Genomic DNA, 23,981 nt, shown 5'->3' with positions numbered 1-23,981 from the left:
TATGAAATTTTTAACAAAGATTTAAATTAATAGGAAAAATCACACATAATATAGGATAGGATATCCAAAAATGTTTGCAAAGTGTTAATGTGCGAAAAAGACTGCAGAGGTTAGTAGGCTTTATAATAAATTTTATTATAAAGTTAATATTTGAAACCTAAAAATATTAGGATTATTATCTTTCTAGCTGTCTCATTCAAAGGATATGAGCAGAAATTTTAAACATTAATAACACTATGGTGCAGTTCTTTAAGGATACTACCCAAAAACATTTTAACATAAAAGTTTTTTATATTCAATTTTAAAATTGAATATAAAAATTTATATATTAATATAAATAAAGTAAATAATAAATAAAAATTAACTGAAAATATAATTGCTTCATTAACTGGAATTTAAATTTAAGTAATATTAAAAAATTAGCTAGTCAGTATGCTAGCCATCTCACAAAATAGATGTGGCATTTTGAAATTGCTGTTTATTTTCAGACGCTTACAGGAGGAGTTTTATGGATATTTATTCTTTATTCTTAGTTGCATTGGCATTATCTTTAGATGCTTTTGGTGTAGCTATAAGTATAGGGATATGTAATTGCATGGCAAGAAGGCATAAAATTAGATTTTGTTTTTCCTTTGGATTTTTTCAATTTTTATTTTCTCTAATTGGTGCATATATAGGGCTTTTATTTAATACATATATTGCCTCTGTGCCGCAGTTAATAGGTGGCATGATTATCTCCATAGTTGGAGTATTTATGATAAAGGAGGGCTTTGAAAAAAAGTCAGATACTTTATTATTAGATCCTAAAATGTATATTGTCCTTGGAGCATCAGTTAGTATAGATGCTTTAGTAGTTGGATTTACTGTTCTTAGTAATATATTAAATTATACTGCAATATTATCACAAACTTTATTTATAGGATTTGTAACGGGAGCTTTATCTTGCATAGCCTTTATTATCTCAAGGTATTTGAGAAAAATAGATATAATTACTAAATACGCTAACTTTGTAGGAGGTATAATTCTTATGATATTTGGGTTGAAAATGATATTTTTTTAGATATAGATGTAATAAATATATCTATTATTAAAAATAAATATTAGGTAAAAATAAAAAGTATATATACCCAGTACTGTTTCTTGTAATATACCAATAGCTAGTAATTGTGCTATAATAAAAATAAAAATTATACAAGGTGATATTATGGACTATGAGGCTTTTCTTAAAGAAAGAAAAATTAAAGTTACTCAAGGAAGAGTAATTATACTGGAAATTATAGATAATTACTCTCAGGCTATAAGTGCAGATAATATATATGAACAGTGTAAAGAAAAAGGTCATAATGTGGATCTGTCTACAGTATATAGAAGCCTAGATTTATTTGAGCGCAAAGATATAATTGAAAAATTTAATCTAGGTGATGGAAAATACAATTATAAAATTAAGGATCACAAGCATAAGCATGTAATTGAATGTAGTCTTTGTCATAAAGAAGTGGAAATAGATTGTCCAATGCTGCCTGTAGAAGAATTAATAAAAAATAAGACAGGATTTGTGCTTATAGAACATGAACTTAAAGTAAAGGCTGTTTGCCAGGAGTGTATGAAGCACTCCAAAGAAAATAAGAAAAAGTAAAATATTAATTTAATTATTTGCATTTAAATATTGAAGGTCAGATAAAGGGGATATTTTTTTTACGTGCCAGATTCCGCTAGTATCCTTTGTCATTTTTAAACTGTAACTTACTGTAGCATGGGGAACTCTGGTTTCCATACCCCTTACATTTAAAATGGCATCATTTGAGCTGGAAAAAGTTATATAAGAATGGTCTATATTATATAGTTTATAGCTATTAAAAAAACCTGTAGTTAAATATTGTTTTGCAGCAAAATTTATATCTTTGTCATTGTTATTATTGATACTGCCTTTTATTAAAATTACAATAATGATTATGAAGACAGCTGTAACTATATATATTTTCTTTACCTTGGTTTTTTTCCTCATAACAAGTTCCTCCTGATCTATAGCGTGGTTATTAAAGATTTTTATGAATGATAAGCTTAATTGCAAAGCTTAAGTATTAACATCAATTTATTTTCTTGATAATATTGAATTGATGAAAAAATAAATTACATATAATGTAAATAAATTATAATATACTTGGATATATTTGTAAATAGAATATATGAATGTATTTTTGTAAAAGATAAAGCAGTAGTGCTGAAAGGAAGGATAAAATGAATTTTTCATCTTTAGTTTTAATGGAAAAAGACAAAGATAATAAGTTTTTTACAAGAGAACTTGGCAGCTATAAGGTTAATGAGGGTGCGGAGTATATAACAAAAATGTATTATGACGGGAAAAAGATAAATGTGTTTTTTGATACAAAAAAAGATGTGGAGGAATGGGAATATACAGCTGTATTCGATTATTTTGATTACGAAAGCTTTACAGAAAAAGGATATACTATTGAGGATATAGATGATGAATATAATCCAACTTGGTTAGTGAAGTTTGAATTTCTATCAAAGCATGAGGATATGGAAAAAAAATTTGATGAGCTTTGCAATTTAATATCAGAAAAAGTTCATCAGGTATTTCAGGATATAAGTAATCAGCGAGAAAAATATGAATAAAGTATAGCTAAATATTATAAATTAATTTTTAACATTATATAAATTGTAACTAAAGCTATACATTTGATTGATATCAGCTAATAGAAGATGTTTAAATAAAATACCTATTTATTAGTGAAGATAATTTATTGCAACATAAATATTAGTATAAAAAAGGGGAGAATTTTATGGAAGAAATAAAGAAAACCAAAACAAGGGATGAAATAGATGAAAAGTACAAATGGAGAATTGAGAAGGTATATAAAGATATAGAAGCTTGGGAAACTGATTTTAATAGACTTAAAGAATTTCAACCTAAAATAAGTGTACTTAGCGGAAAGCTTAGTGATGGTAAGAAGCTATTAGAATTTTATAAGCTTGACGAAGAGGCTTCTAGAATATTAGAAAAGTTATTTATCTATGCCCATCAAAGATCTGATGAGGACACAACAAATACCACTTTTCAAACATTAAAGAGTAGAATTGATGCTTATCTTTCAGAATTTAAAAGTGCTGCAGCTTTTTTTGTCCCTGAGATTTTATCTTTGCCTGAGGAAGATATTAAAAAAGAAGTTGAAAACGTGCCTGAACTTAAACTCTATGAATTTGCATTAAAGGATATATTAAAGGCTAAGCCATATACTCTTTCAAAAAGAGAAGAGGAATTGCTGGCTTCCGTTTCAGATTGTTTAGAAGCACCAGGAAATATTTTTAACATGCTATCAAATGCCGATATAAGTTTTCCAAAGATAATAGATGAAGATGGAAAGGAAGCTGAGCTTACAGAAGTAAAATACAGTAATTTTATAAAATCTAAAAATAGAGAAGTTAGAAAGAATGCTTTTAATGCTTTATTTAATACTTATAGTAATTATAAAAATACCTTTGCCCAAACTCTTTCAGCATCAATTAAAAATTTTGTATTTCAATCAAAGGTAAGGCATTATAAAAATTCTATGGAATATAGCCTTAAGCCAAATGACATTCCGCTAAGTGTATATGATAATGTAATTGAAACTGTAAATAATAATTTAAAAGCGTCACTACACAGATATGTGGATGTAAAGAAAAAACTATTAAAATTGGATGAAATCCATATGTACGATTTGTATGTTCCCGTGGTAGATACACCTAAGGATCATATTGAGTTTGAAAGAGCTGTTCAAATTGCAAAGGAAGGATTAAAGCCCCTTGGAAAGGAGTACCTGGATATTTTCGACAGTGGAATAAAAGATGGATGGATTGATGTATTTGAGAATAAGGGAAAAAGAGGTGGTGCATACTCTTTTGGATGCTATGATTCAATGCCCTATGTATTACTTAACTACAATTATGAAATAAATGATGTATCTACCTTAGTGCATGAAATGGGTCATTCTATCCATTCATACTATTCAAGAAAAACTCAGCCCTTTATATATGCTAGTTATACTTTATTCTGTGCTGAAGTGGCATCTACAACTAATGAATGCTTGCTTATAAATCACCTTATAAATACAGAAGAGGATGAAAATAAAAAATTATATTTTATAAATCAACAATTAGAGCAGATTAGAACTACTGTGTTCAGACAGGTTATGTTTGCTGAATTTGAAAAGATAACACATGAAAGTATAGAAAATGGAAAGCCTCTTTCAGCAGAAGATTTTTGTAAAATATGGCATGATTTAAATGTAAAATATTTTGGCCCTGATATGATAGTAGATAAGGAAATAGATATGGAATGGTCAAGGATTCCACATTTTTATAGTGATTTTTATGTATACCAATATGCAACAGGATATGCTGCGGCTAATTCCTTTAGCAGTATGATTTTAAAAGGAGGTGAACCCGCAGTGAAGAAATATAAGGAATTTTTAAAGAGCGGCGGTAGTGATTACCCAATAGACATTCTAAAGAAGGGTGGGGTAGATATGGCAACTCCTAAGCCTCTAGAGGATACTATAGATACCTTTAATAAACTTCTTGATATGTTAGATAAAGATTAAAATTCACTGAAATTTTAGGTTCATTATGAAATTTTGTGACAATTATAATTATTATAGACTATAATTTGTCACAAAATGAGTAATGAACTTTTTTAAATAGTTAGCATTTGAATTATTATTACTATATAAAATATAATTTTTTTGTAAATTAAATTAAAAACGATACGAAAATAGTATTATGTTTATTAAATGCAAATAAAATATTGTAGAATTAATACTAAATAGTTTAATAATTCGGTGCATGTATTTTAGAAGTTTTAACGATATCCATTTTTAAAATTTATTTAAAATAAAAAACCAAGTAATTAAAGCTTTTTATATACGAACTTTTTAGTATAATATGAGGTGCTTTATGAGATTAGAATTTATGGATAGAGTTAAAGAAAATGATGTTCTTGGTAGAAATATATATACTAGCGAAGGAAATATACTTTTAAGAGCAGGTGTAAAATTAAACACATTGTATATAGAAAAGCTAAGAAAAGTAGGAATTATATACATATATATTGAGGACAATAGATTAGATGATGTGGAAGAAGAAGATAAACAATTATTAGAACTAAAAAGTTTAACTATGAAAAATATGTCTAAAATAATAAAAAATATATCTGGAAATACCAATAGAAAAGAGTCAATAGATTCTCTAAAAATAATTGAAAATTTAATTGACTATATAATAGAAATGGGTGATGTTAATAAATATTTATATAATATTCAAACCTATGATAACTATACTTATGTACATAGCATAGATACTGGTATAATGTCAACATTTTTAGGAGAAAGAATGAATCTTAATGAAAATGAATTAAAGGAGCTTGGAATGGGAGCCATACTTCATGACATCGGAAAGACAAGAATTCCTATATCTATAATAAATAAGAAGGGTTCTTTAACAGGTGAAGAGTATGATGAAATAAAAAAACATCCTATTTATGGCAAGGAAATTTTAGAAAGGAATTTTAAAATTTCAAGTAATGTAATTAAAATCATTACGGAACATCATGAAAGGGTTGATGGTACAGGGTATCCTTATGGGTTAAAGGGTTATCAAATATCTAAATTTGGTAAAATTGCCTGTGTATGTGATGTTTATGATTCTATTATGAGTGATAGATGTTATAGAAAAAAACTTGCACCTAATGATGCTTATGAGCTTATTTTAGCTGGAAGTGGAAGCATATTTGATGATAAAATTGTAAAAAACTTTAAAAATACATTTTCTGTTTATCCACTGGGATGCTGTGTAAAGCTATCTAATGGCATAGAAGGATACGTAATAAAACAAAATCCTGGATTTCCTGATAAACCAATTATTAGAGTATTATACGATACAAATACAAAAAAACCAGTGCAGTTTTATGAAATTGATTTAGTAAAAAGTTTAAATATGGTTATAAAAAGTATAGTATAATTTAAATATTCCTTATAAGATTATCAAACAAAAGTATATTTAATAAAAAATATATACTGAAGATTTCACATTGAAACTACTATAAGTGGTATAGTGAAAATTAATTTACAGACTTTTGCGGTTTAATTATTATATGCAAATAGCTAGAGGAGAGTGCTATGGATAAGTATATAAAAAGTATAATTGAGCAGTTATGTAATCATTACGATTATAGAATTACGGAAATAAACAGTGACAGGGGTAAAGAAGAATTTTGGGGAGCTATAAGAACACAAACTCTTCCTAAAAAATTGTTTGTATTTTTTAGCGCTAAGGATTTAAATAATATAGACAATGCTATAAATAGCAGAATAAAAACAGAGAATGATTATGTTAATATAGTAAGGGTTCTTGTTGTAAAAAATAATATAGATATTTCTGAGATACTCAGTAAAAATTCTGGAAATATGGTAATTATCAATTCTTCAAGTGATGAAATTTTATACAGTTCAAATGAAATTGCCAGTGAAATTATGGAAATTATAAACATATTAAATTTTTTTAAAGATAGCAAAAATAGTCATAACAAATTATTTATAACCTACGGTATAATAGCCATCAACGTAGTGATTTACATAATTTCTGCCCTTCTATCAAGAAATTTATTTAACATAGATGTAAACGTTCTGGACTTTTTAGGTGCTAAAGATAATTCTTTAATAAATAATGGTGAATATTACAGACTATTTACGTGCATGTTTTTACATAGTGGAATTTTACATATAGTTTCAAATATGTACGCACTCTATAGTATAGGAGGTTTAGCAGAAAGCGTCTATGGAAAGAAAAAATATATAATTATCTATATAGTATCTGGAATAATAGCATCTTTATTTAGTTATGTATTTAGCAGTGGAGTATCAGTAGGTGCATCTGGGGCAATATTTGGAGTGTTGGGAGGAGTTCTAGTTATAGGGCATAAATTAAAGGATAGAATAGGTACAGGACTTCTTAAAAACATTATTTTTGTTATAGCTATAAATTTATTTATATCTTTTACAATACCAAATATAGACATATCCGCTCATGTTGGGGGACTTATAGCAGGAATAATAATATCCTGGCTCATGTTTCCACAAAAGTTCACCCCAGGGGTGTAAAATTTGGTAATCACACTCCTGAGGTAGTTTGGTGGAAGTTCACTCTATGAGAGGTTTGTTATAACCGCAGGAGTGTATTTTTTAATCACCTTTAAACTACACTTCTGGGGTGGATTTATTTACTGACTTACTATATTAAGTAAATCAGCTTCATTGAGAGTTTCTTTAGTTAAAAGTTCTGATGCCAGCTTGTCTAAAATATCTTTATTCGAAAGTAAAACATTTTTGGTTTCTTCGTATAGAGAATTGATAATATTTTTGCATTCTTTAACTATATCATTGCTTGGGTTATAGTTAATATTTGACAATTCAGATAGATTCAAAAGCCCAAGAGTTTGTCCCATACCATATTGTGTCACCATATTTGTCACCAATCTTGTACTCTCTTTAAAATCACTGTATGCGCCTGTAGTTATAAAATCCTTACCGAAAATTATATCTTCAGCAGTTCGGCCTGCAAGAAGTACCATTATTTTTTTCATTATATAATCTTTATTTTGATACAGCTTGTCTTCTGGTATACTTAAAGTGTATCCACCTGCTCCCTTAGTACTTGGTATAATTGTAACCTTAGAAATTTTTTCTTTTGGAAGCATTCTTAGAGATACTAAAGCATGTCCAGCCTCGTGGAAAGCAGTTATGGATCTGTCTTTTTCACTAATATTTGAGCGATTAATTTTTTCATAACCAGCTATTACAATGGAATAGGCTTTATCAAAATGTATATTTTCTATAAATTTGCTATTTGCTTTGCAGGCAAGAATAGCAGCTTCATTAACAAGATTTTCTAATTTAGCACCAGAAAAATAAGAGGTCTTACGAGCTAAATCATTTATATCAATTTTACCTATAGGTTTGTTTTTTAAATGAAGATTTAATATTTCTTTTCGAGCATTTAAATCTGGTAATACTATTTCTATGTGTCTATCGAATCTTCCTGGTCTTAATAGAGCGGAGTCTAACATGTCAAGCCTGTTGGTAGCAGCCATAACTATTATGCCTTCTTTTTCATTGAAACCTGACATTTCTGTTAGTAATGCATTGAGGGTTTGATCCCTTTCATCAGAACCACCATTTTTACCAGATTCTCTTTTTTTACCTATAGCATCAATTTCGTCTATAAATATTACAGCCTTACCGTGGGATCTCGCTTTTTTAAACAACTGTCTTACCCTACTGGCACCAACTCCTACATACACTTGAATAAAATCTGAACCTGACATAGCATAAAAAGGAACTCCAGCTTCTCCAGCAACAGCTTTAGCGAGAAGGGTTTTACCAGTACCGGGTTCTCCATAAAGTATTATACCCTTTGGCATTCTTGCACCGTAGGAATTATATTTTTCTGGATTTTTTAGAAAATCAACTACATCTTTTACGCTTTCCTTAGCTTCCTCATTTCCCGCTACATTTTTAAAATTAAAACCTATATCTTCTACCACATCTGTGGAAAGAGCATCCACAGAAAATAAACTTTTAGAAGTAACATTACTTGATTTTATAAGCATGACAATTATGGTAACTATAGAAAGTGATAATAAAGCTGTAGGGGCTATATCTCTATTGTACGAAAAGGATTGTTCTGAAACTTCTACACCTTTATTTAATAAATCGGCTTTAAAAGTATCTGTTCTTGGGTTATCTGTTTTATATATAGTTCCATCTTTTAATTTTACATCTATTTCAGGTGAATTAGTGAGAGAGACGCTTAAAACTTTATGATTCGCCATATCCTTTTGAAAATCTAAGTAGGATTTATCTTTAACATTTCCACTAGCAAAGTTAAAAATAATAAGTAATACTAATGATATGGCTGCTGTGGCCATAGGTATTAGCAAATATTTATTCTTAAGTTTATGCATTCATATACCTCCTAGGGAGTAATTTAAAATCAATTTTGGTTTACATAATATATTATACAGAATTCTTTATAAAAGTCTAATGGAAATTTTATTTAATCTATTATAATTGTGTAAAACATTTAAACCATAATCATTAATTAACATTATTCAAATGATTAAAACTAGAAAGTCTAAATATTATTATGGTATAATTAGGTATATTATTAAAGCTTAAGTTTAATAATATTAAGAGATAAGACATATTCAAAAAATAATTGGTCAGTATGTTTTTTATTTTATATGATATTGTAGGTACAGGAGATAAGCATATATTAACTATATCTAAATTATCATTATATGATTTAAAGGATTAACAAAAATTTTGACTTATTATGTATTTTTTTATGTCTAAATAATGAGAGGATGTGTTTTATTATGGCATTAAACAATGCAATGACTGCTGATTTTTTACGTTCTGCTTATGGTGGAGAAAGTATGGCTCATATGAGATATCTTATATGGGGTGATCAAGCAGAAAAAGATGGATATCCTAACATAGGAAGACTTTTTAGAGGCGTAGCTTACGCAGAATTTGTTCATGCTAAAAATCATTTTACTGTACTTAAAGAGCAGGTAGGGGATAGTTCTGTTGCCGCTGGAGCTGTATTTGGTAATACAAACATAGTTGAAAATCTTCAGGGAGCAATAAATGGAGAACTTCATGAGATTGATCAAATGTACCCTGTATATCTTGAAACTGCAAAATTTCAAGATGAAAAAGATGCTCAAAGATCTTTTCATTTTGCATTAGAAGCAGAAAAAATTCATGCTAAATTATTTAAAGATGCACAGGACAAAGCTAAAGCAAAAACAGATATAGGATCTGAAAAAATTTATGTATGTCCAATTTGTGGTTATACAGAAATTGGTGATAATGTTGAAAAGTGTCCAGTCTGCGGTGCTAAAAAGGAAATTTTTAAAAGTTTTTAAAATAAAATATATTGTTATAGTATTTGAGGGGGCTGCTTTTAATGCATTAATATGTATTAAAAGCAGCCTCTTTTTCTGTAAAGGAGAAATAATCAGTTTCAATACGTTAAGATTTTTAATAGGTTTAGCCAGAAAATACTTATTCAATAGTATTTTTTAATGAAATGTACACTTTATCCGATGACTAGCCTCTGTAATACTCCACCCACTAAAGGTGGGGATAACAGCGACACGTCCCTGGATAATTCATCTAAACTCAGTGGGAATACAAAATCCCACTGAGTAAGATTCATTGATAATAAATATGATTTATTGTAACATATATAGTAGAATAGTGTCTAAAAATCAAACAAAGGAAGTGTGTTAGTATGTGGAAGGATTTTAAAAAATTTGCATTAAAGGGAAATGTAATTGATCTAGCTGTAGCTGTAATAATAGGTGGGGCCTTTGGGAAGATAGTTAATTCCTTGGTAAATGATATTATTATGCCACCTCTTGGACTTATTTTAGGAAGAGTTAATTTTAGTGAGTTATACATTAATTTAAGTGGAAATCAGTATGGTTCCTTATCTGATGCTGAGAAAGCAGGAGCACCTACTATAAATTATGGAGTATTTTTGAATGATATAATACAATTTTTAATAATTGCATTTTCAATTTTTATTGTAATAAAACAGCTTGATAGATTTAAAAAGAAAGAGGAAAAGATTGAAACAGAAAAGAAATGTCCTTATTGTGTTACAAATATACCTATTAAAGCAACAAGATGTCCTCATTGTACATCAGTGTTAGAAGAATAAAAAAATGAGTCTAGCCAAAGGTTAGACTCATTTTTTCTATTTTAGGCATTCGTAAATAGATAACTAGTCAGTATACTAATATATTTTATTTGTTATTTATCTTCACATGATTTATCTTTAAAATAATTGGAGATAGTATAAAAACAAGATTCTATTTATATTGATATAGTAAATATAAACAATTAATATTTACTATAAACAGAGTTCTTAGTATCGGTATTTATGATACTTACTAACAGAGTTCTAAGTATCAGTATTTATGATACTTAGAACTCGTTGTCCTTTAGGGTAAATCGTTATCCAGGGACGTAGCCACTCTTTACTCCCGCTTTCACATAGTGCGATTGGAGTATTACAGTGGGTAGTCATCGGACAAAATTGAGGTTTTCTCATTAGAAGCACAAGCTCTATCGAATACCTGTTTTACAATTTCTTTAGTAGGCACACCCTCATGAACTTTAAAATTTCCAACATAGTATGTAGGAACATAGTAATAGTCATATTGCTTAGATATTTCTGGATGAATTTCCTCATCAATTATTTTAATTTCAATATCCTGATATTTTGGATTTTCTCTTTTTAAGCTGTCCATAAAAGAAAGTGCTTGTTTACAATATGGACACCAATTAGTTACAAACATAGTTACAGGTTTCATTATTACCACCACCTAATTTATTTCATTTGTGTATTAATATTTTCATATAATAATGCTCTAAAACATTTTAATAATTTTAGTTTTTCATAGTTACAATATTTTATACTTGATAATTTAATTAAAAGGTATTTACATAATACTAGCATATTATTTTGGAATTATCAATAATAATTACTAATTAGTAATTAATAAATACAAAATTGAATTAGAAAAATTATAATTGATATGTGTATATTCCATGGTCATTAACATTGTATAGCTAAATTTTAGGTGATATAATATTACTATAAGTGATATATTCATTCACTAAATTTTATAAAATACATAAGTTGTAATTAAAATTCTTCATTTAATAAATAACATTTAGATAGCAGCTACTTAAATGAATACTTTATTATGAATATAATTTATTGCAACATATATACACAAAATTTAAAATTAATTTTAAAAAGTATAAGTGATGGAGGTACATAATAATGAAAATTGCAATGGCAAATGATCATGCTGGGTTTGAATTAAAAGAAGAAATAAAGGCAATTTTAGAAAGTCAGGGACATGAGGTAATAGATTTTGGAACACATAGTAAGGATTCCTGTGATTTACCGGATTTTGTTTATCCTGCAGCTCTAGCTGTTGGAAAAGGAGAAGCTGATCGTGGAATATTTGTAGATGGAGTTGGTTATGGTAGTGCATTAATTGCAAACAGAATATATGGAGTAACTGCTGTGGTTTGCCAGGATCCTTTCTGTGCAAAATTAGCACGTCAGCATACTGATAGTAATGTATTATGTATTGGTGGAAAAATAATAGGTTCTGCAATAGCTCTTGATATTGTAGATGTATGGATGAAAACTGAATTCTTTTCTGGAATTGAAAAATATGAGAAACGTGTACAGAAGGTAAATGAAATCAGTGAAAGACATTTAAAAAAGCTTTCTGAGATATAAGTTATAAATTGTCAATTAAAATTATATTATTCTTTTATCAGTGTATATAAGTTAACTATGGTACATATAAAAATAACTTTCTGTGTAATTGCATGGGAAGTTATTTTTATATTCATATTGAATTAATTTAGATTATAATTCTGTTCATAAAATATTATTGTTTAGTATAAATATTAGTTACAATATGGAAAAGAAACTGTAACATTGCCTTGATATTATAAACTCATGAAGATTACCCCCTTCAGATGTTTAATATTTATATGGAAAAAGCACCAGTAGAGATACTGGTGCTTTTGTGAGGTGTGCGTCTAGTTAAGTTTAACTAGACTAATTGCTGAAGGCTTGGCAAGGTAATGTCAAGAAGCTTGGTAGTTAATTGTTATATGTAGTAGAAATGTTCTAGGTATGAAGCGTTTGATTATTTTACAAAGAATTTATTACCAAAATTTAAAAGTACATTCTTACTAAATTGTAAGAATGTACTTTTAAATTGTAAGGAAATAGATATGGAATCAATAACAGTAGACGAATATAATTTAGGTATACTAATTGAGGTATATTCAAAAAATAATAAGCTAATCTAGTGTAAGATTTTCAACTGTTATTTTTTGAAAATGTATAAAAGAGAGAGAGGAAGATATCAATGGAGATTTTAAAGGTTGAAAATTTAAATAAGACTTATGGTAGGGGTGAAACAAAGGTAGAAGCGCTAAAAAACATAAATATGTCAGTTAACAAAGGTGAATTTGTTGCAATTGTAGGTGCTTCTGGCTCTGGTAAGAGTACACTTCTTCATCTTTTGGGCGGACTTGATAGGCCTACCAGTGGAAAAGTAATAGTGGATGGACAAAACATTTATGATAATAAGGAAGAAGAGCTTGCAGTGTTCAGAAGAAGAAAAATCGGCTTCGTATTTCAGTTTTTTAACCTTATACCAGTTTTGGATGTTGAAGAAAATATAGCTCTGCCGTCATTATTGGACAATGATAAAATTGATAAAGCTTATTTAGGAGAGCTAATTGAAATATTAGGGCTTAAAGACAGGAAATATCACCTACCTTCAGAGTTATCGGGAGGACAGCAGCAGAGGGTTTCAATTGGCAGAGCAATTGCGAATAAGCCATCAATAATATTTGCAGATGAGCCTACAGGAAACCTTGATAGTAAAAATTCAAAGGAAGTTATTGAATTATTAAAATATACAGCAAAAAAATATAATCAAACCCTAATATTAATTACCCATGATGTCAATATAGCTTCAATGTCGGATCGGATAATCACAATTGAAGATGGAGAAATAGCTTCGGATAAATATTTAAAAAATAACTAAAATTACTTAATATAGTTTTGGAATATAACAGGCATAGAGATCTAAATAACTTTTACATGCTTAAAGGAAATAGAGGGGGAAAACGTAAATATGATAACTGGATACAAACAGCTTACGGGAAAGTATTTGAAATCAAGTAAGAAACGGACCATACTTACCATTATAGGTATAGTATTATCAGTAGCATTAATAGCTTCTATAGGTCTTTTTATTGCAGGTATGCAGGAAGCAGAAATAGAGAATATTAAAAGTTCAATAGGTTCCTGGCATTTACAATTTTCAAATGCAGATAATAATTTAATATCTGAGGTAACCAATAATCCTAAGGTTTCGAGAAGCGGATTATTTAGAGTGGATTATAAAGAAAAGCTGGGAAATAAACTGGTTGTTGACGAAGTAACAGCAACAGATAACGCATTAGAACTTATGTCATATAAAGTAAAGCAGGGAAGACTTCCTCAGAATACAAAGGAAGCCGCAGTGGAAAGCTTTGTATTGAAGCAGATTGACAATAATGCCAAAGTAGGAGATAAAATTAAATTCAACAATAAAGAGTATACACTAGTAGGAGTATTAGAGGATACTGTAAGAAGTCAAATTGGAAATGAGGGAGTTTTATTAACTAAAACAAGTAATATTGACAAAAATAATTCAACTATGCTTGTAGAAATAAGCTCTAAAACAAATTTGGGAAAAGCAGTTGAAGAGTTAAAGCAGTTGGGTAAGAAAGGGACTGTTCTAGAAAATTCATATTTACTGGGTTTTGAGGGAGCAGGGGGTGGCGGTTCTTCATTTAATGGACTTTACTTGGCTGCGGCTGTAATTATTTCAATAGTGCTCATAGCAACAATTGCAGTAATCTACAATTCATTTCAAATCAGTGTTGTAGAAAGAATAAAGCAATTTGGGCTTTTAAGAGCTGTAGGAGCAACTCCAAAACAGATCAGAAAACTTGTACTAAGAGAAGCAACTGTATTAGCTGTGATTAGCATACCTATAGGATTGTTATTGAGTATTGCAGTTATTTATACTATAGATATAGTTTTTAGAATAATTGGTGGAAATTCAGTTTCTGTAATTAAGCCAGTAATACCATTTAAAGTTATGGCAATCAGTGGAGTGGTAGGCGTAGCAGCAACCTATGTTTCAGCTTTTATCCCTGCATTATTTGCAGGAAGCATATCGCCCCTAGTAGCTATAAATAGTAGAACTTCAATAACAAAGGAGAAGATAAAAAGAAGAAATAGTAAAATTGTACAAAAAATATTTGGCTTTGAAGGAGCATTGGCCAGTAAAAATATAAAACGAAACAGAAAAAGATATAGAATAACCATTTTTTCTATAGTAATAAGTGTGGCACTTTTTGTAACATTTAAATCATTTTTAGATATGGCATTAAATATAAAACAAAATGTAAATGAATCAAGAAATATTCATTTTGTAGTTGAACCAGCTAGAAAAACTGGAAATTCAATGCAAAGTATAAAAACAAATTTAGATGATAATATAATTCAAAATATAGAATCTATTAAATCCATAAGTCAGGCATACAAGGTATATGATTTAAATCATTTTTATGCAGCAATTGATAAAAACAGTGAGATTAAAGCAATTCAGGATATGAAAACAGTATATAGCAAAACTACATTAAATAATAATGAAAAATCACTTTTAAATGGTGGGTTAGAGATTTATGACACTGCCTCTTTAACAGCAGCAAAAAAATATTTACACGCTGGGACTCTGGATGTAAATAGGCTAAATAATGAAAATGGAGTTATTATTATAAACAAAAATCATGTTTATAATAATAATACAAAGAAAACATATGTTGGACCAATTGCCAATATAAAGGTGGGGGATGAAATAGACCTTCAGTATGTTGATTTTTCAAAACCAAGTGTTGGGTTTGGAAAAGGAGCTGTAAAAAAAGCCAAGGTTATGGCAATTCTCAACGATGATCCCTTCGATTTTCTTAGCCAAGATGAAAACCAGTTAAAGCTTATTACAACAGAACAAGTAGCTAAGAATTTAATGGGTGTAAGTGATGTTAAACCAAACAGCTTAAATATAACAATTAAAGATATCAAAAATGAAAACACAGTAAAAACAGAAATTGAAACAGCCGTAAAATCAAATCCGTCCTTAAATGTAATAGATATGATAGATAATAACAGAAATATGAAGTCAGGAACATTAATGGTACAGATACTTATCTATGGGTTTGTTGTAGTTGTATCCCTCATAGGAAGTGTTAACATAGTAAATACACTGACAACTAACATTATACTTAGGAAAAGAGAATTTGCTGCTTTAAAATCAATAGGTTTGACTCAAAAAGGATTAAGGAAAATGATAGTGTTAGAAGGAATCTTTTACGGTATTGTTGGAACAATTTATGGCTCTATTACAGGTACCGCATTGTCTTACTTATTATTTAAAAGTTTAAGGACAGCAAGAGAATTTACATGGAATATACCTTGGAATGCAATGGGTATTGCAGCGATTTGTTCTATTGTAATTGGCTATATTTCAGTATTATCACCACTGAAAAGAATTAATAAAGAAAATCTAATTGAAGTAATAAGGGAAGATTCCTAGATTAGGATATACCTCCATTCATAAAAGAAAGTCTAACCTTGGCTTGATTTAAAATTTCAAGTTAAACATGCTAAGGATATTCTGTATCAATAATTTTAATATAGCATAAGAAAGTAATAATTATATAAAAAACTCTAATTATATAATTATTACTTTTTGACATAGTTGATGGTATTATAATACATATAAGCAGAATTTTTAGATTTAGAGAGAATTTCTACTTTTACTTAATTTTAGAAGTTGTTATCCAGGAATGTGATGCTGTATATCCAGATTAAGCAGGCACAGAGAATATACGCTTTTACATGGTTACTTAATCTTTGAACACCCATTGGAGGATTAACAAGGGGTTCCTTACTTTGTAGATGGTGTTCAGTTGTTAGTCATCATTTAAAAGTAATGGGGTGAAGTTATGTATAGATTATTATTGGTAGAAGATGATGAGCCATTGGCTATTGGAATAGAATTTACTTTAAAGGATGCAGGCTATGAAGTTTTAAGAACATCTACAGTAGAAAGAACAAAGAAGATATTTCAAAAGGAAAAATTTCAATTGGTTATTTTAGATGTCAATTTGCCTGATGGAAGCGGATATGATTTGTGTAAATATATAAGAAATGAAAGTAATATCCCAATAATGTTTTTAACAGCTCTTGATGATGAGGTTAACATAGTGCTGGGACTAGAAATAGGTGGAGATGACTATATGGCAAAGCCCTTTGGGGTAAAGGAGTTTTTATCAAGAATTAAGGTGTTGATAAGGAGAAATTATAAAAATACACTCAATGGCAATATTTTAAAGAGTGGTGATATAATTATGGATACCTCAACAGCTTATATAACAAAAAATGGGAAAGAGGTCACGCTTACAGCTCAGGAGTACAAACTACTGTTAATATTTATGAATAAGCCTATGGTTATAATAAAAAGAAGAGAAATACTAAGGGAGTTAATTGAAGGTGAAGAGGCATTTTTTGATGAAAATACTCTTTCTGTTTACATTAAGAGAATAAGAGAAAAAATAGAAGACAATATTAAAGCTCCAGAGTACATAGTAACTCAAAGAGGTATGGGGTATCTGTGGAATAAAAGTGTTGTTAAGGAGTAGATAAAAATGAAAAGGTATTTTGGTAATCCTGAGCTTAAAATAAGTTCAGCAATTCTTTTGTCTTTAAATATAATATTCATGATAATAACTATTTTTACTTTAAAATTATATCATGATAATCTAAAGAAAGATTACATAAAAAGTCTTGGAGCTATTACTGCAAGGATATGGGAAAAAAATCCGGAATTACAAAATGAAATAGCACCGCTTATTACAAGGGAAGTAACAGATAAAGAAGCAGAAAAAGGAAAGGGTATATTAAGGCAATATGGTTTAACACCCACATTAGAAAATCAGCTTTTTCCATATGTAAATAAAACTGTAGTAAAAAATACCTATTCTATTATTACTATATTTATTATTATGGCAATTATATTTCTCATATTTAATTATGTACAGTATGTATATTTCTATAAAAGGATAAGAAGATTGACATTTGCAGCAAAAAAAGTACTAGATGGAGAATATGACATATCTATCAGTGAGGATAGGGAAGGTGATCTGTCAAAACTTGCTACTTCCTTCAATTCTATGAGAGGAATAATAAGGAATAATTTATATGAATTGAGAAAAGAAAAACAATTTTTAGTAGATTTATTGTCGGATATATCTCATCAACTTAAAACACCACTTTCATCTCTGATTGTATATAATGATATTTTATTGACTAAGGAACTATCTAAAGAGCAAAGTAATACATTTTTAGTAAGTAACAAAAATCAGCTTTACAGAATGAATTGGCTTATAAAAAGTATATTGAAATTGGCAAGGCTTGATGCCAAGGCAATAGAATTTAATAAAGAAGATCAAAGTTTAAATGAAACTATAGAGGATTCTTTGGAAGCGTTAGAAGGTAAAGCATCAGAAGCTAATGTGGAAATAAATTTTAAGGAAAGTGCACAAGTGATATTTGAGCACGATAATGAATGGCTTCAAGAGGCTTTAATAAATATTATAAAAAATTCAATAGAACATAGTAAACAAGATGGTAAAATAGATATTTGTCTTAATGAAAATCCTGTTTATAGAAGAATTACTATTGAAGATAACGGGGAAGGTATACGTGAAGAGGATTTACCAAATATATTTAAGAGATTTTATAAGGCAAGAACTTCAAATAATAGTGAGTCCATTGGAATAGGATTGGCCCTTTCAAAGTCAATAATAGAGGCACATAATGGTATTATTGAAGCTCAGAGTAAAGTTGGTGAAGGAACTAGATTTGTTATTACATTTCTTAAATACTAAAAATGGCAATAATTTATATATCGTAATTTATAGAAATAAAGTCTGTAAACTATTAAGCTTACAGACTTTATTAAAGTTATTTACAACATCTTACTTGATACTAGTTCATGAAAACTTTTTAAATCTTTTAAATGGTTTTTAATTATTTCCTTTATTATATTTAAGTTTACAGTTTGATAATCGTGAACTGCTATATTTCTAAAGTCAACCATTGACTTTAAGTTTTTCAGCATATTTTCATCAATGAATTTATTACTGTAAAGTAATTCAAAAGCATCTCTACTATTTTGTGGAATACCCAATTTTTTATCTCAGACAATATGCATGGCCATGTCTATGGAAGCTTCACAGGCTCTTTGAATATTTAAAATTATGGAATCCTGTTTAGTATAATTTTTTAGGTTTTCAGGGTTGCTATCGTATTCTTCATGTATTCTTCTTATGCATCTTTCTATGACGGCTATTTTATTAATTATTACATCATTACTCATATACAGAACCTCCCTTCTTTATGCTTTTTATAATCACTTCCCTTTCTTCGTTTAGGGTGGCATAATCTTTAAAAGCATACATTTCAAAATAGGCTACTCTGGTATCATCAGAACAATATATTTTTTCACCATTATAGATTATTTGAACTTTAAATACAGTTGAGGCATTTTCTAAGTTTATTAAATCCACGTCTTTTTTAACTGTATCTGCTAATTCCTGAGCAAGCATAAATAATTCATAGTCAGAGATATTTTTATTATTTAAAAATGCTATATCTATATCACTATCTTCTCTAAATATACCTTTTGCACTAGAACCGAACAAATATATTGCATACGGTTCTAAATTATTTAAAAGAAAATTTTTTATATTTTCTATAGTGTTTTTATCTAAGTTCAACAGTATCACTTCCTCAATATTTATAATTATTTACCAAATAACTATAAAATATATAATACAATTGTCATTATGATTTAGCCTTAAACTTAGTGCCGCATTTACTACAGGTAATAGTTACTTTTCCTTTGTTTCTAGGTAATCTTAATTTTTGAGAACAATTTGGACATTTAAGTATTTTATAATCTTTACGCTGACTGAAGGAAGTTTTAATTGAATAAAATTTCTGCTGTATTTTAAACAAAAAACTATTAAAGGCAGCCAGTTCCTGATAGCGTTTATATTTATTTCGTGAAATAGTCCTAAAGATAACGTACACCAGTAAAGCAAAGGCTACAAGTTCTACATATCTGTTAAAGCTTATAAAACTTAAGATTACAGATAAAACAAGAATACAGGTGGAAAGCTTATCAATACCGTAGCAGTCTCTAAAATAGTAACGAATTCTATCTAAAAAATTTCTCATTTTCAATTTGCACCTCCAATTAAGGGTTTTATATACTTAATATTTTATCACAAACTTGAAATTTAGTGCATTCTTATTTAATTATATATTTATACAACTTATAAGAATATTATGTAACATCTAATCCTCAACATATTTTGATTCAAATGGATATTTTGAATATGCAGTTTTATGCTTCTTAAAACCCAATTTTTTATAAAAATCTTCGTTCCCAAATGTTGAAGTTAGGTGAATAGTTATATTTTCTTCTCCTTTTAATAGTAAATTCATCATCCCTTTTCCAACGCTTTTTTTCTGATATTCAGGTAGCACTCCTACATTAAACACAGCACCATAACATATACTATCAGATAACATTCTGCAAGAACCTACCAACTTTTCTCCATCCCATGCTGTAACAACCTTACAACTCTTTTGAAATGCAGATTGAATTTTATCAAATTCTCTATTTTCTATAAAACGTCTTAACAGTCCTACCTTTTCATACAAATTGAAAAGTTCAGACCAATTAATATACTCTAATCCAAGTTTATAAGAAATCATTTCTATCTACCCCCACATTTAAAATTATAGTACGCATTTTTTTACAATTTAGAATTTAAAATTGTGTGTCGTTCTATGAATATTGTTCCTCAACTAAAAAAGGCAGTACTACCTTTTTTAGTTATACTTTGCCCCTGGTGACACGTTTGCTGGAACTACCCAATATTGAAGAAATAATACAATTAGCAACCTGATGGAATATTATTTCTTCAAGTTGTCGGTTTTTACACTTATCTTGGCGTCCACCCCTTTTCTAAAAATTTGATTTGATTCCTTCAAATACATAAGTTTATCAAATTTCTTACAAAAGTATTATCAACTACTTCACCAGTTATCAATAATCTATAGAATACAGGTCCCCAAATTAAATCAATACTTAACTCCATATTCAGATCTTTTCTTAATTCTCCTCTTGAAATTCCACGTTCTAAAATTTGTTTTGAAATACTTCGGCGAGGCTTAAAATATGCTTTACGATATATATCAGCTAACTTTGGATCAAACTGTCCTTCAGCTATTATTTCAGTAATTACATTTCCTTTTCTGCTCATTAGAAATTCTACAAAATTATTGGCTTGAATGAACATATCGTCAATAGCTGACCCTGTATCAGGTATTGGAAGCTTCACAGTAGTAGCATTTAAGAAACCATCCATAACAACAGCAGCTTTATTTGGCCACCATTTATAAATAGTAGCTTTGCTAACTCCAGCTCTTTCAGCAATCTTTTCAACGGTTACTGCTCCAAATCCATTTTCGATTAATAAGTCATATGAAGCAGTAAGAATATCTGTTTTTGTTTTTTCACTGCGAGGACGCCCTAATTTTTTATCCATTGTAAATAACCTCCTTATATTAGTATAAATGAATTTTAAAACTATACGTATATTATATATTAAAAAAATATACTTTACAATACTGAACGTTTAGTATATTATATAAATATAAACTAAACGTTCAGTATTTGCCTTAGAAATTTGAAATTATTATAGTGAAAAAAATCAAGATTATAAAGGGAGGAATTTTTAATGAAAGTTGTAGCTTTTAACGGAAGTCCTGCTAAAGCAGGAAATACTTATCATGGAATAAAAATAGTTATTGATGAACTTGAAAAAGAAGGTATAGAAACAGAAATAGTTCATGTAGGGAATAAACCTATTAGAGGATGTATCAATTGTAAAAATTGTACAAAAAATAAAAATGGAAAGTGTGTTATTACTACTGATCCAGTTAATGAATGGATTGAAAAGATGAAAGAAGCTGATGGAATAATTTTAGGGTCCCCTGTTCACTATTCATCCATTGCTGGAGCAATGAAATCATTTTTAGATAGAGCTTTTCGTGTGGCAGAAGCCAATGATAGCATGTTAAGACATAAGGTTGGTGCAGCAGTTGTAGCAGTAAGACGTGCAGGTGGAATTCCAACCTTCGATCAGTTAAATAACTATATTAATCATTCTGAAATGCTTATACCAACTTCAAATTATTGGAATGTTATTAATGGTACAGCACCAGGGGAGGCAATGCAGGATGAAGAAGGAGTTCAAATAATGAGGATACTTGGTAAAAATATGGCATGGCTTATGAAGCTTATTGAAAATGGTGAAGGAATTGTAAAGAAGCCTGAAATAGAAACAAAAATATTTACTAATTTTATTCGTTAAAAGGGGTGGAGTATTATGGAAAATTAATACTGTGTATATGGTAAGCTTTTTTCTAGGAGGAGCATTGGGTTCTTTTCTAGGATCTTATAGTTACGCACACTTTGGATGGTATGGAGTTTGTATTTTTGGAATAGCAACTCAAATTATAGCAGTTATTGTTCATAAAACTGCAAAATAATTTTATCCGATAACTAGTAGCTGTAACACTCCACCTTCTAAAGGTGGAGATAACAGCCACACGTTCCTGGATAATTCATCTAAACTTAGTAGGAATACAAACTCCCACTAAGTAAGATTCATTGATAAGGAAATTGAGGAGGAATAAGAAAATGAATTTAATAAATGTAGATAAAGAGAAATGTATCAAATGCGGAATTTGTGTAAAGGAGTGCCCCGTGCAAGTATTGAAAATTGGGGAAAATGGCCCAGAAGATATTTGCCCCGAAAAATGTATTGCCTGTGGGCATTGTGTAGCTGTCTGTCCAAGAGAAGCTATGGATAATGTAAAAACACCCTTAGTCAATCAAAAAAGTTCAAAAAAGTTTCCAAAATTAAGTCCTGAAGAAGCAGAAAATTTTCTTCGTTCAAGACGTTCAATACGATCTTATAAAGAAACTTCAGTTCCAAGAGAAAAGTTAGTAGAGCTTGTTAATATTGCCCATTTTGCTCCTAGTGGACATAATCTACAAGGCGTATCCTATATTATCATAGATGATAGAAAAATACTTGATAAAGCTGTTAAAATTACTGCCGAGGAATTAAAAAATGATAAAGTTTTGAGTGAAAAATTTGATGATTTTATTAAAGGGTATACTAAAAAGGGAGTAGATACTATTTTAAGAGGAGCACCTAGTCTTGTGCTGGCAATTGCGGATGCAGATTTCCCAAGAGGGAGAGAAAACTCCATTTTTTCACTGGAATATATGGAGCTGTATGCACCAACTCTTGGATTAGGTTCATGCTGGGCAGGTGTATTTGAAAGGATTGCTCTTAAAGACAATTCTCCAATGCTTGAGTTATTTAATATACCTAAAGGTAAAAAAATAACTGGAGCTGTTATGGTAGGCTACCCAAAATATAATTATCCTAGATTAGTAGAGAGAAGTCCATTAAAAGTTGATTTTTTACCCTAAATTGGACTGCAAATAAACTTCTTTTTTCTGATCTTCTGTAATTCCAATATATCGTAACTATTGATTAAGTGGTAAATTATAATTGGTAGGATTTAAAAGAGCTGCTTAATGCAGCGTCGTCTTATACGCAAAGAACTAAACCGCTACACCAGCGGTGGCAAGTAAGTGCTAATCCAAACTTTTAACTTGAATTCTTTTCTTATTTTTTATAAAATTTAATTAGTAAAGTCGCATAAATCTACAAAGTCATGTTTTATAAGAACATACGTTTTCATATATTGTTGTATCAGAGTGTTTTTATATGTGATAATTTGAGATAATAAAAGAATATGCAAGGTATAATGAGTCTTATAAATATTATATTGATTATTCAAGTATTATAGTTAAATATGCTGGAATATTGCTGATTTAGGGAGAGAAGGAATTATTCAAATTCCATAGTGTAGTGATATGCGGCTTCGTTCTATAATTTGTTTCAGAAATTGAGCAACTATAGTAGTAACACTTAACTTTGTTACAATTTTAGGTGTTAATTTTCTTTGGCTCAACTTCTGAATCCAAATCTATTCAGATTCCGAACTAACTTTGCCTCATGTCTGGTACATACTAC

Annotated in this window: 21 protein-coding genes and 3 pseudogenes; 16 read left to right on the top strand and 8 right to left on the bottom strand. The window is 29.1% G+C overall.

Annotation, left to right across the window (positions count from 1 at the left end; genetic code table 11):
- Window positions 1-508 precede the first annotated feature (508 nt).
- Together CLOPA_RS18725 and CLOPA_RS18720 are read left to right on the top strand one after the other, a co-directional pair.
- Entirely contained in the window at window positions 509-1,060 is a 552-nt protein-coding gene (locus tag CLOPA_RS18725; RefSeq protein ID WP_015616998.1) for a manganese efflux pump MntP, read from the top strand.
- Window positions 1,061-1,204: 144 nt separating this feature from the next.
- Complete coding sequence (locus CLOPA_RS18720; RefSeq protein WP_015616997.1) at window positions 1,205-1,636, top strand: Fur family transcriptional regulator; 432 nt, start codon at window positions 1,205-1,207, stop codon at window positions 1,634-1,636.
- A gap of 9 nt (window positions 1,637-1,645) precedes the next feature.
- Here CLOPA_RS18720 and CLOPA_RS18715 read toward each other — a convergent pair whose 3' ends face one another.
- Entirely contained in the window at window positions 1,646-2,005 is a 360-nt protein-coding gene (locus tag CLOPA_RS18715; RefSeq protein WP_015616996.1) for a hypothetical protein, read from the bottom strand.
- 233 nt (window positions 2,006-2,238) lie between these two features.
- On the opposite strand from CLOPA_RS18715, the gene CLOPA_RS18710 reads away from it, so the two are divergent.
- The 4 genes from CLOPA_RS18710 to CLOPA_RS18695 all read left to right on the top strand — a co-directional run bounded on the left by CLOPA_RS18710 (window position 2,239) and on the right by CLOPA_RS18695 (window position 7,157).
- A complete protein-coding gene (locus CLOPA_RS18710; protein ID WP_015616995.1) occupies window positions 2,239-2,637 on the top strand; it encodes a DUF6762 family protein in 399 nt (132 codons plus the stop codon).
- 167 nt (window positions 2,638-2,804) lie between these two features.
- Window positions 2,805-4,604, top strand: a complete 1,800-nt coding sequence (gene pepF, locus CLOPA_RS18705) for an oligoendopeptidase F (RefSeq protein ID WP_015616994.1) — start codon at window positions 2,805-2,807, stop codon at window positions 4,602-4,604.
- Between the two features lie 352 nt (window positions 4,605-4,956).
- Entirely contained in the window at window positions 4,957-6,018 is a 1,062-nt protein-coding gene (locus CLOPA_RS18700) for an HD-GYP domain-containing protein (protein ID WP_015616993.1), read from the top strand.
- A gap of 158 nt (window positions 6,019-6,176) precedes the next feature.
- On the top strand, window positions 6,177-7,157 hold the full coding sequence (locus tag CLOPA_RS18695; protein ID WP_015616992.1) for a rhomboid family intramembrane serine protease: 981 nt from the start codon (window positions 6,177-6,179) through the stop codon (window positions 7,155-7,157).
- Window positions 7,158-7,276: 119 nt separating this feature from the next.
- On the opposite strand, the gene CLOPA_RS18690 is transcribed toward CLOPA_RS18695, so the two are convergent.
- Window positions 7,277-9,019 (bottom strand): ATP-dependent metallopeptidase FtsH/Yme1/Tma family protein, encoded by a 1,743-nt coding sequence (locus tag CLOPA_RS18690; RefSeq protein ID WP_015616991.1) that lies wholly within the window; start codon window positions 9,017-9,019, stop codon window positions 7,277-7,279.
- Window positions 9,020-9,433: 414 nt separating this feature from the next.
- Here CLOPA_RS18690 and CLOPA_RS18685 point away from each other — a divergent pair, with 414 nt between their 5' ends.
- Window positions 9,434-9,988 carry a rubrerythrin family protein gene (locus tag CLOPA_RS18685; RefSeq protein WP_015616990.1) on the top strand — a complete coding sequence of 185 codons (555 nt, stop codon included), beginning with the start codon at window positions 9,434-9,436 and terminating at the stop codon, window positions 9,986-9,988.
- Between the two features lie 368 nt (window positions 9,989-10,356).
- A complete protein-coding gene (gene mscL, locus CLOPA_RS18680) occupies window positions 10,357-10,788 on the top strand; it encodes a large-conductance mechanosensitive channel protein MscL (protein WP_015616989.1) in 432 nt (143 codons plus the stop codon).
- A 352-nt stretch (window positions 10,789-11,140) separates the two neighbouring features.
- Here the strand turns inward: mscL and CLOPA_RS18675 are convergent, their stop codons facing one another.
- A complete protein-coding gene (locus tag CLOPA_RS18675; RefSeq protein WP_015616988.1) occupies window positions 11,141-11,443 on the bottom strand; it encodes a glutaredoxin domain-containing protein in 303 nt (100 codons plus the stop codon).
- A gap of 476 nt (window positions 11,444-11,919) precedes the next feature.
- Here CLOPA_RS18675 and rpiB point away from each other — a divergent pair, with 476 nt between their 5' ends.
- The 5 genes from rpiB to CLOPA_RS18650 all read left to right on the top strand — a co-directional run bounded on the left by rpiB (window position 11,920) and on the right by CLOPA_RS18650 (window position 18,677).
- On the top strand, window positions 11,920-12,390 hold the full coding sequence (gene rpiB, locus CLOPA_RS18670; protein ID WP_015616987.1) for a ribose 5-phosphate isomerase B: 471 nt from the start codon (window positions 11,920-11,922) through the stop codon (window positions 12,388-12,390).
- A gap of 643 nt (window positions 12,391-13,033) precedes the next feature.
- The gene (locus CLOPA_RS18665; protein ID WP_015616986.1) at window positions 13,034-13,720 is read left to right on the top strand and encodes an ABC transporter ATP-binding protein; all 687 of its coding nucleotides are present in this window, start codon (window positions 13,034-13,036) and stop codon (window positions 13,718-13,720) included.
- Between the two features lie 90 nt (window positions 13,721-13,810).
- The gene (locus CLOPA_RS18660; protein ID WP_015616985.1) at window positions 13,811-16,321 is read left to right on the top strand and encodes an ABC transporter permease; all 2,511 of its coding nucleotides are present in this window, start codon (window positions 13,811-13,813) and stop codon (window positions 16,319-16,321) included.
- Window positions 16,322-16,733: 412 nt separating this feature from the next.
- The gene (locus tag CLOPA_RS18655; RefSeq protein ID WP_015616984.1) at window positions 16,734-17,429 is read left to right on the top strand and encodes a response regulator transcription factor; all 696 of its coding nucleotides are present in this window, start codon (window positions 16,734-16,736) and stop codon (window positions 17,427-17,429) included.
- Window positions 17,430-17,435: 6 nt separating this feature from the next.
- Window positions 17,436-18,677 carry a HAMP domain-containing sensor histidine kinase gene (locus CLOPA_RS18650; protein ID WP_015616983.1) on the top strand — a complete coding sequence of 414 codons (1,242 nt, stop codon included), beginning with the start codon at window positions 17,436-17,438 and terminating at the stop codon, window positions 18,675-18,677.
- An 80-nt stretch (window positions 18,678-18,757) separates the two neighbouring features.
- Here CLOPA_RS18650 and hepT read toward each other — a convergent pair.
- From hepT to CLOPA_RS18625, 5 genes and pseudogenes are all read right to left on the bottom strand, one after another.
- Window positions 18,758-19,168, bottom strand: a pseudogene (gene hepT, locus CLOPA_RS18645) (type VII toxin-antitoxin system HepT family RNase toxin).
- Complete coding sequence (gene mntA / locus CLOPA_RS18640; protein WP_015616982.1) at window positions 19,161-19,568, bottom strand: type VII toxin-antitoxin system MntA family adenylyltransferase antitoxin; 408 nt, start codon at window positions 19,566-19,568, stop codon at window positions 19,161-19,163. Before mntA ends, hepT begins: the two are co-directional and overlap by 8 nt.
- A 67-nt stretch (window positions 19,569-19,635) precedes the next feature.
- Complete coding sequence (locus tag CLOPA_RS18635; RefSeq protein ID WP_015616981.1) at window positions 19,636-20,031, bottom strand: hypothetical protein; 396 nt, start codon at window positions 20,029-20,031, stop codon at window positions 19,636-19,638.
- A 120-nt stretch (window positions 20,032-20,151) separates the two neighbouring features.
- The gene (locus tag CLOPA_RS18630) at window positions 20,152-20,574 is read right to left on the bottom strand and encodes a GNAT family N-acetyltransferase (RefSeq protein ID WP_015616980.1); all 423 of its coding nucleotides are present in this window, start codon (window positions 20,572-20,574) and stop codon (window positions 20,152-20,154) included.
- Window positions 20,575-20,827: 253 nt separating this feature from the next.
- Window positions 20,828-21,410: pseudogene (locus CLOPA_RS18625) on the bottom strand (TetR/AcrR family transcriptional regulator).
- A 192-nt stretch (window positions 21,411-21,602) separates the two neighbouring features.
- Between CLOPA_RS18625 and CLOPA_RS18620 the strand changes: the two are divergent.
- The 3 genes and pseudogenes from CLOPA_RS18620 (at window position 21,603) to CLOPA_RS18615 (ending at window position 23,371) form a co-directional block, all read left to right on the top strand.
- Window positions 21,603-22,238 carry a flavodoxin family protein gene (locus CLOPA_RS18620; protein ID WP_015616978.1) on the top strand — a complete coding sequence of 212 codons (636 nt, stop codon included), beginning with the start codon at window positions 21,603-21,605 and terminating at the stop codon, window positions 22,236-22,238.
- Window positions 22,239-22,257: 19 nt separating this feature from the next.
- Window positions 22,258-22,416, top strand: a pseudogene (locus tag CLOPA_RS25345) (MFS transporter); the annotation flags it as partial.
- Window positions 22,417-22,567: 151 nt separating this feature from the next.
- A complete protein-coding gene (locus CLOPA_RS18615) occupies window positions 22,568-23,371 on the top strand; it encodes a nitroreductase family protein (protein WP_015616977.1) in 804 nt (267 codons plus the stop codon).
- Window positions 23,372-23,981 lie beyond the last annotated feature (610 nt).

The organism is Clostridium pasteurianum BC1, assembly GCF_000389635.1.
In the GTDB taxonomy this organism is placed as follows: domain Bacteria; phylum Bacillota; class Clostridia; order Clostridiales; family Clostridiaceae; genus Clostridium_I; species Clostridium_I pasteurianum_A.
The sequence above is the reverse complement of the archived record's forward strand: the minus strand, read 5'-3'. Positions and strand labels throughout refer to the sequence as shown.

Excerpts from the sequence above, each read along its gene's own strand:
- CLOPA_RS18725 (WP_015616998.1), top strand. The coding sequence starts at position 509 with ATGGATATTTATTCTTTATTCTTAGTTGCATTGGCATTATCTTTAGAT.
- CLOPA_RS18630 (WP_015616980.1), bottom strand. The coding sequence starts at position 20,574 with ATGATTTCTTATAAACTTGGATTAGAGTATATTAATTGGTCTGAACTT.
- rpiB (WP_015616987.1), top strand. The coding sequence starts at position 11,920 with ATGAAAATTGCAATGGCAAATGATCATGCTGGGTTTGAATTAAAAGAA.
- CLOPA_RS18665 (WP_015616986.1), top strand. The coding sequence starts at position 13,034 with ATGGAGATTTTAAAGGTTGAAAATTTAAATAAGACTTATGGTAGGGGT.
- CLOPA_RS18695 (WP_015616992.1), top strand. The coding sequence starts at position 6,177 with ATGGATAAGTATATAAAAAGTATAATTGAGCAGTTATGTAATCATTAC.
- CLOPA_RS18635 (WP_015616981.1), bottom strand. The coding sequence starts at position 20,031 with ATGAGAAATTTTTTAGATAGAATTCGTTACTATTTTAGAGACTGCTAC.
- CLOPA_RS18715 (WP_015616996.1), bottom strand. The coding sequence starts at position 2,005 with ATGAGGAAAAAAACCAAGGTAAAGAAAATATATATAGTTACAGCTGTC.
- CLOPA_RS18710 (WP_015616995.1), top strand. The coding sequence starts at position 2,239 with ATGAATTTTTCATCTTTAGTTTTAATGGAAAAAGACAAAGATAATAAG.
- CLOPA_RS18650 (WP_015616983.1), top strand. The coding sequence starts at position 17,436 with ATGAAAAGGTATTTTGGTAATCCTGAGCTTAAAATAAGTTCAGCAATT.
- CLOPA_RS18690 (WP_015616991.1), bottom strand. The coding sequence starts at position 9,019 with ATGCATAAACTTAAGAATAAATATTTGCTAATACCTATGGCCACAGCA.
- CLOPA_RS18675 (WP_015616988.1), bottom strand. The coding sequence starts at position 11,443 with ATGAAACCTGTAACTATGTTTGTAACTAATTGGTGTCCATATTGTAAA.
- CLOPA_RS18660 (WP_015616985.1), top strand. The coding sequence starts at position 13,811 with ATGATAACTGGATACAAACAGCTTACGGGAAAGTATTTGAAATCAAGT.
- CLOPA_RS18655 (WP_015616984.1), top strand. The coding sequence starts at position 16,734 with ATGTATAGATTATTATTGGTAGAAGATGATGAGCCATTGGCTATTGGA.
- CLOPA_RS18700 (WP_015616993.1), top strand. The coding sequence starts at position 4,957 with ATGAGATTAGAATTTATGGATAGAGTTAAAGAAAATGATGTTCTTGGT.
- mscL (WP_015616989.1), top strand. The coding sequence starts at position 10,357 with ATGTGGAAGGATTTTAAAAAATTTGCATTAAAGGGAAATGTAATTGAT.
- CLOPA_RS18720 (WP_015616997.1), top strand. The coding sequence starts at position 1,205 with ATGGACTATGAGGCTTTTCTTAAAGAAAGAAAAATTAAAGTTACTCAA.
- CLOPA_RS18685 (WP_015616990.1), top strand. The coding sequence starts at position 9,434 with ATGGCATTAAACAATGCAATGACTGCTGATTTTTTACGTTCTGCTTAT.
- pepF (WP_015616994.1), top strand. The coding sequence starts at position 2,805 with ATGGAAGAAATAAAGAAAACCAAAACAAGGGATGAAATAGATGAAAAG.
- CLOPA_RS18615 (WP_015616977.1), top strand. The coding sequence starts at position 22,568 with ATGAATTTAATAAATGTAGATAAAGAGAAATGTATCAAATGCGGAATT.
- CLOPA_RS18620 (WP_015616978.1), top strand. The coding sequence starts at position 21,603 with ATGAAAGTTGTAGCTTTTAACGGAAGTCCTGCTAAAGCAGGAAATACT.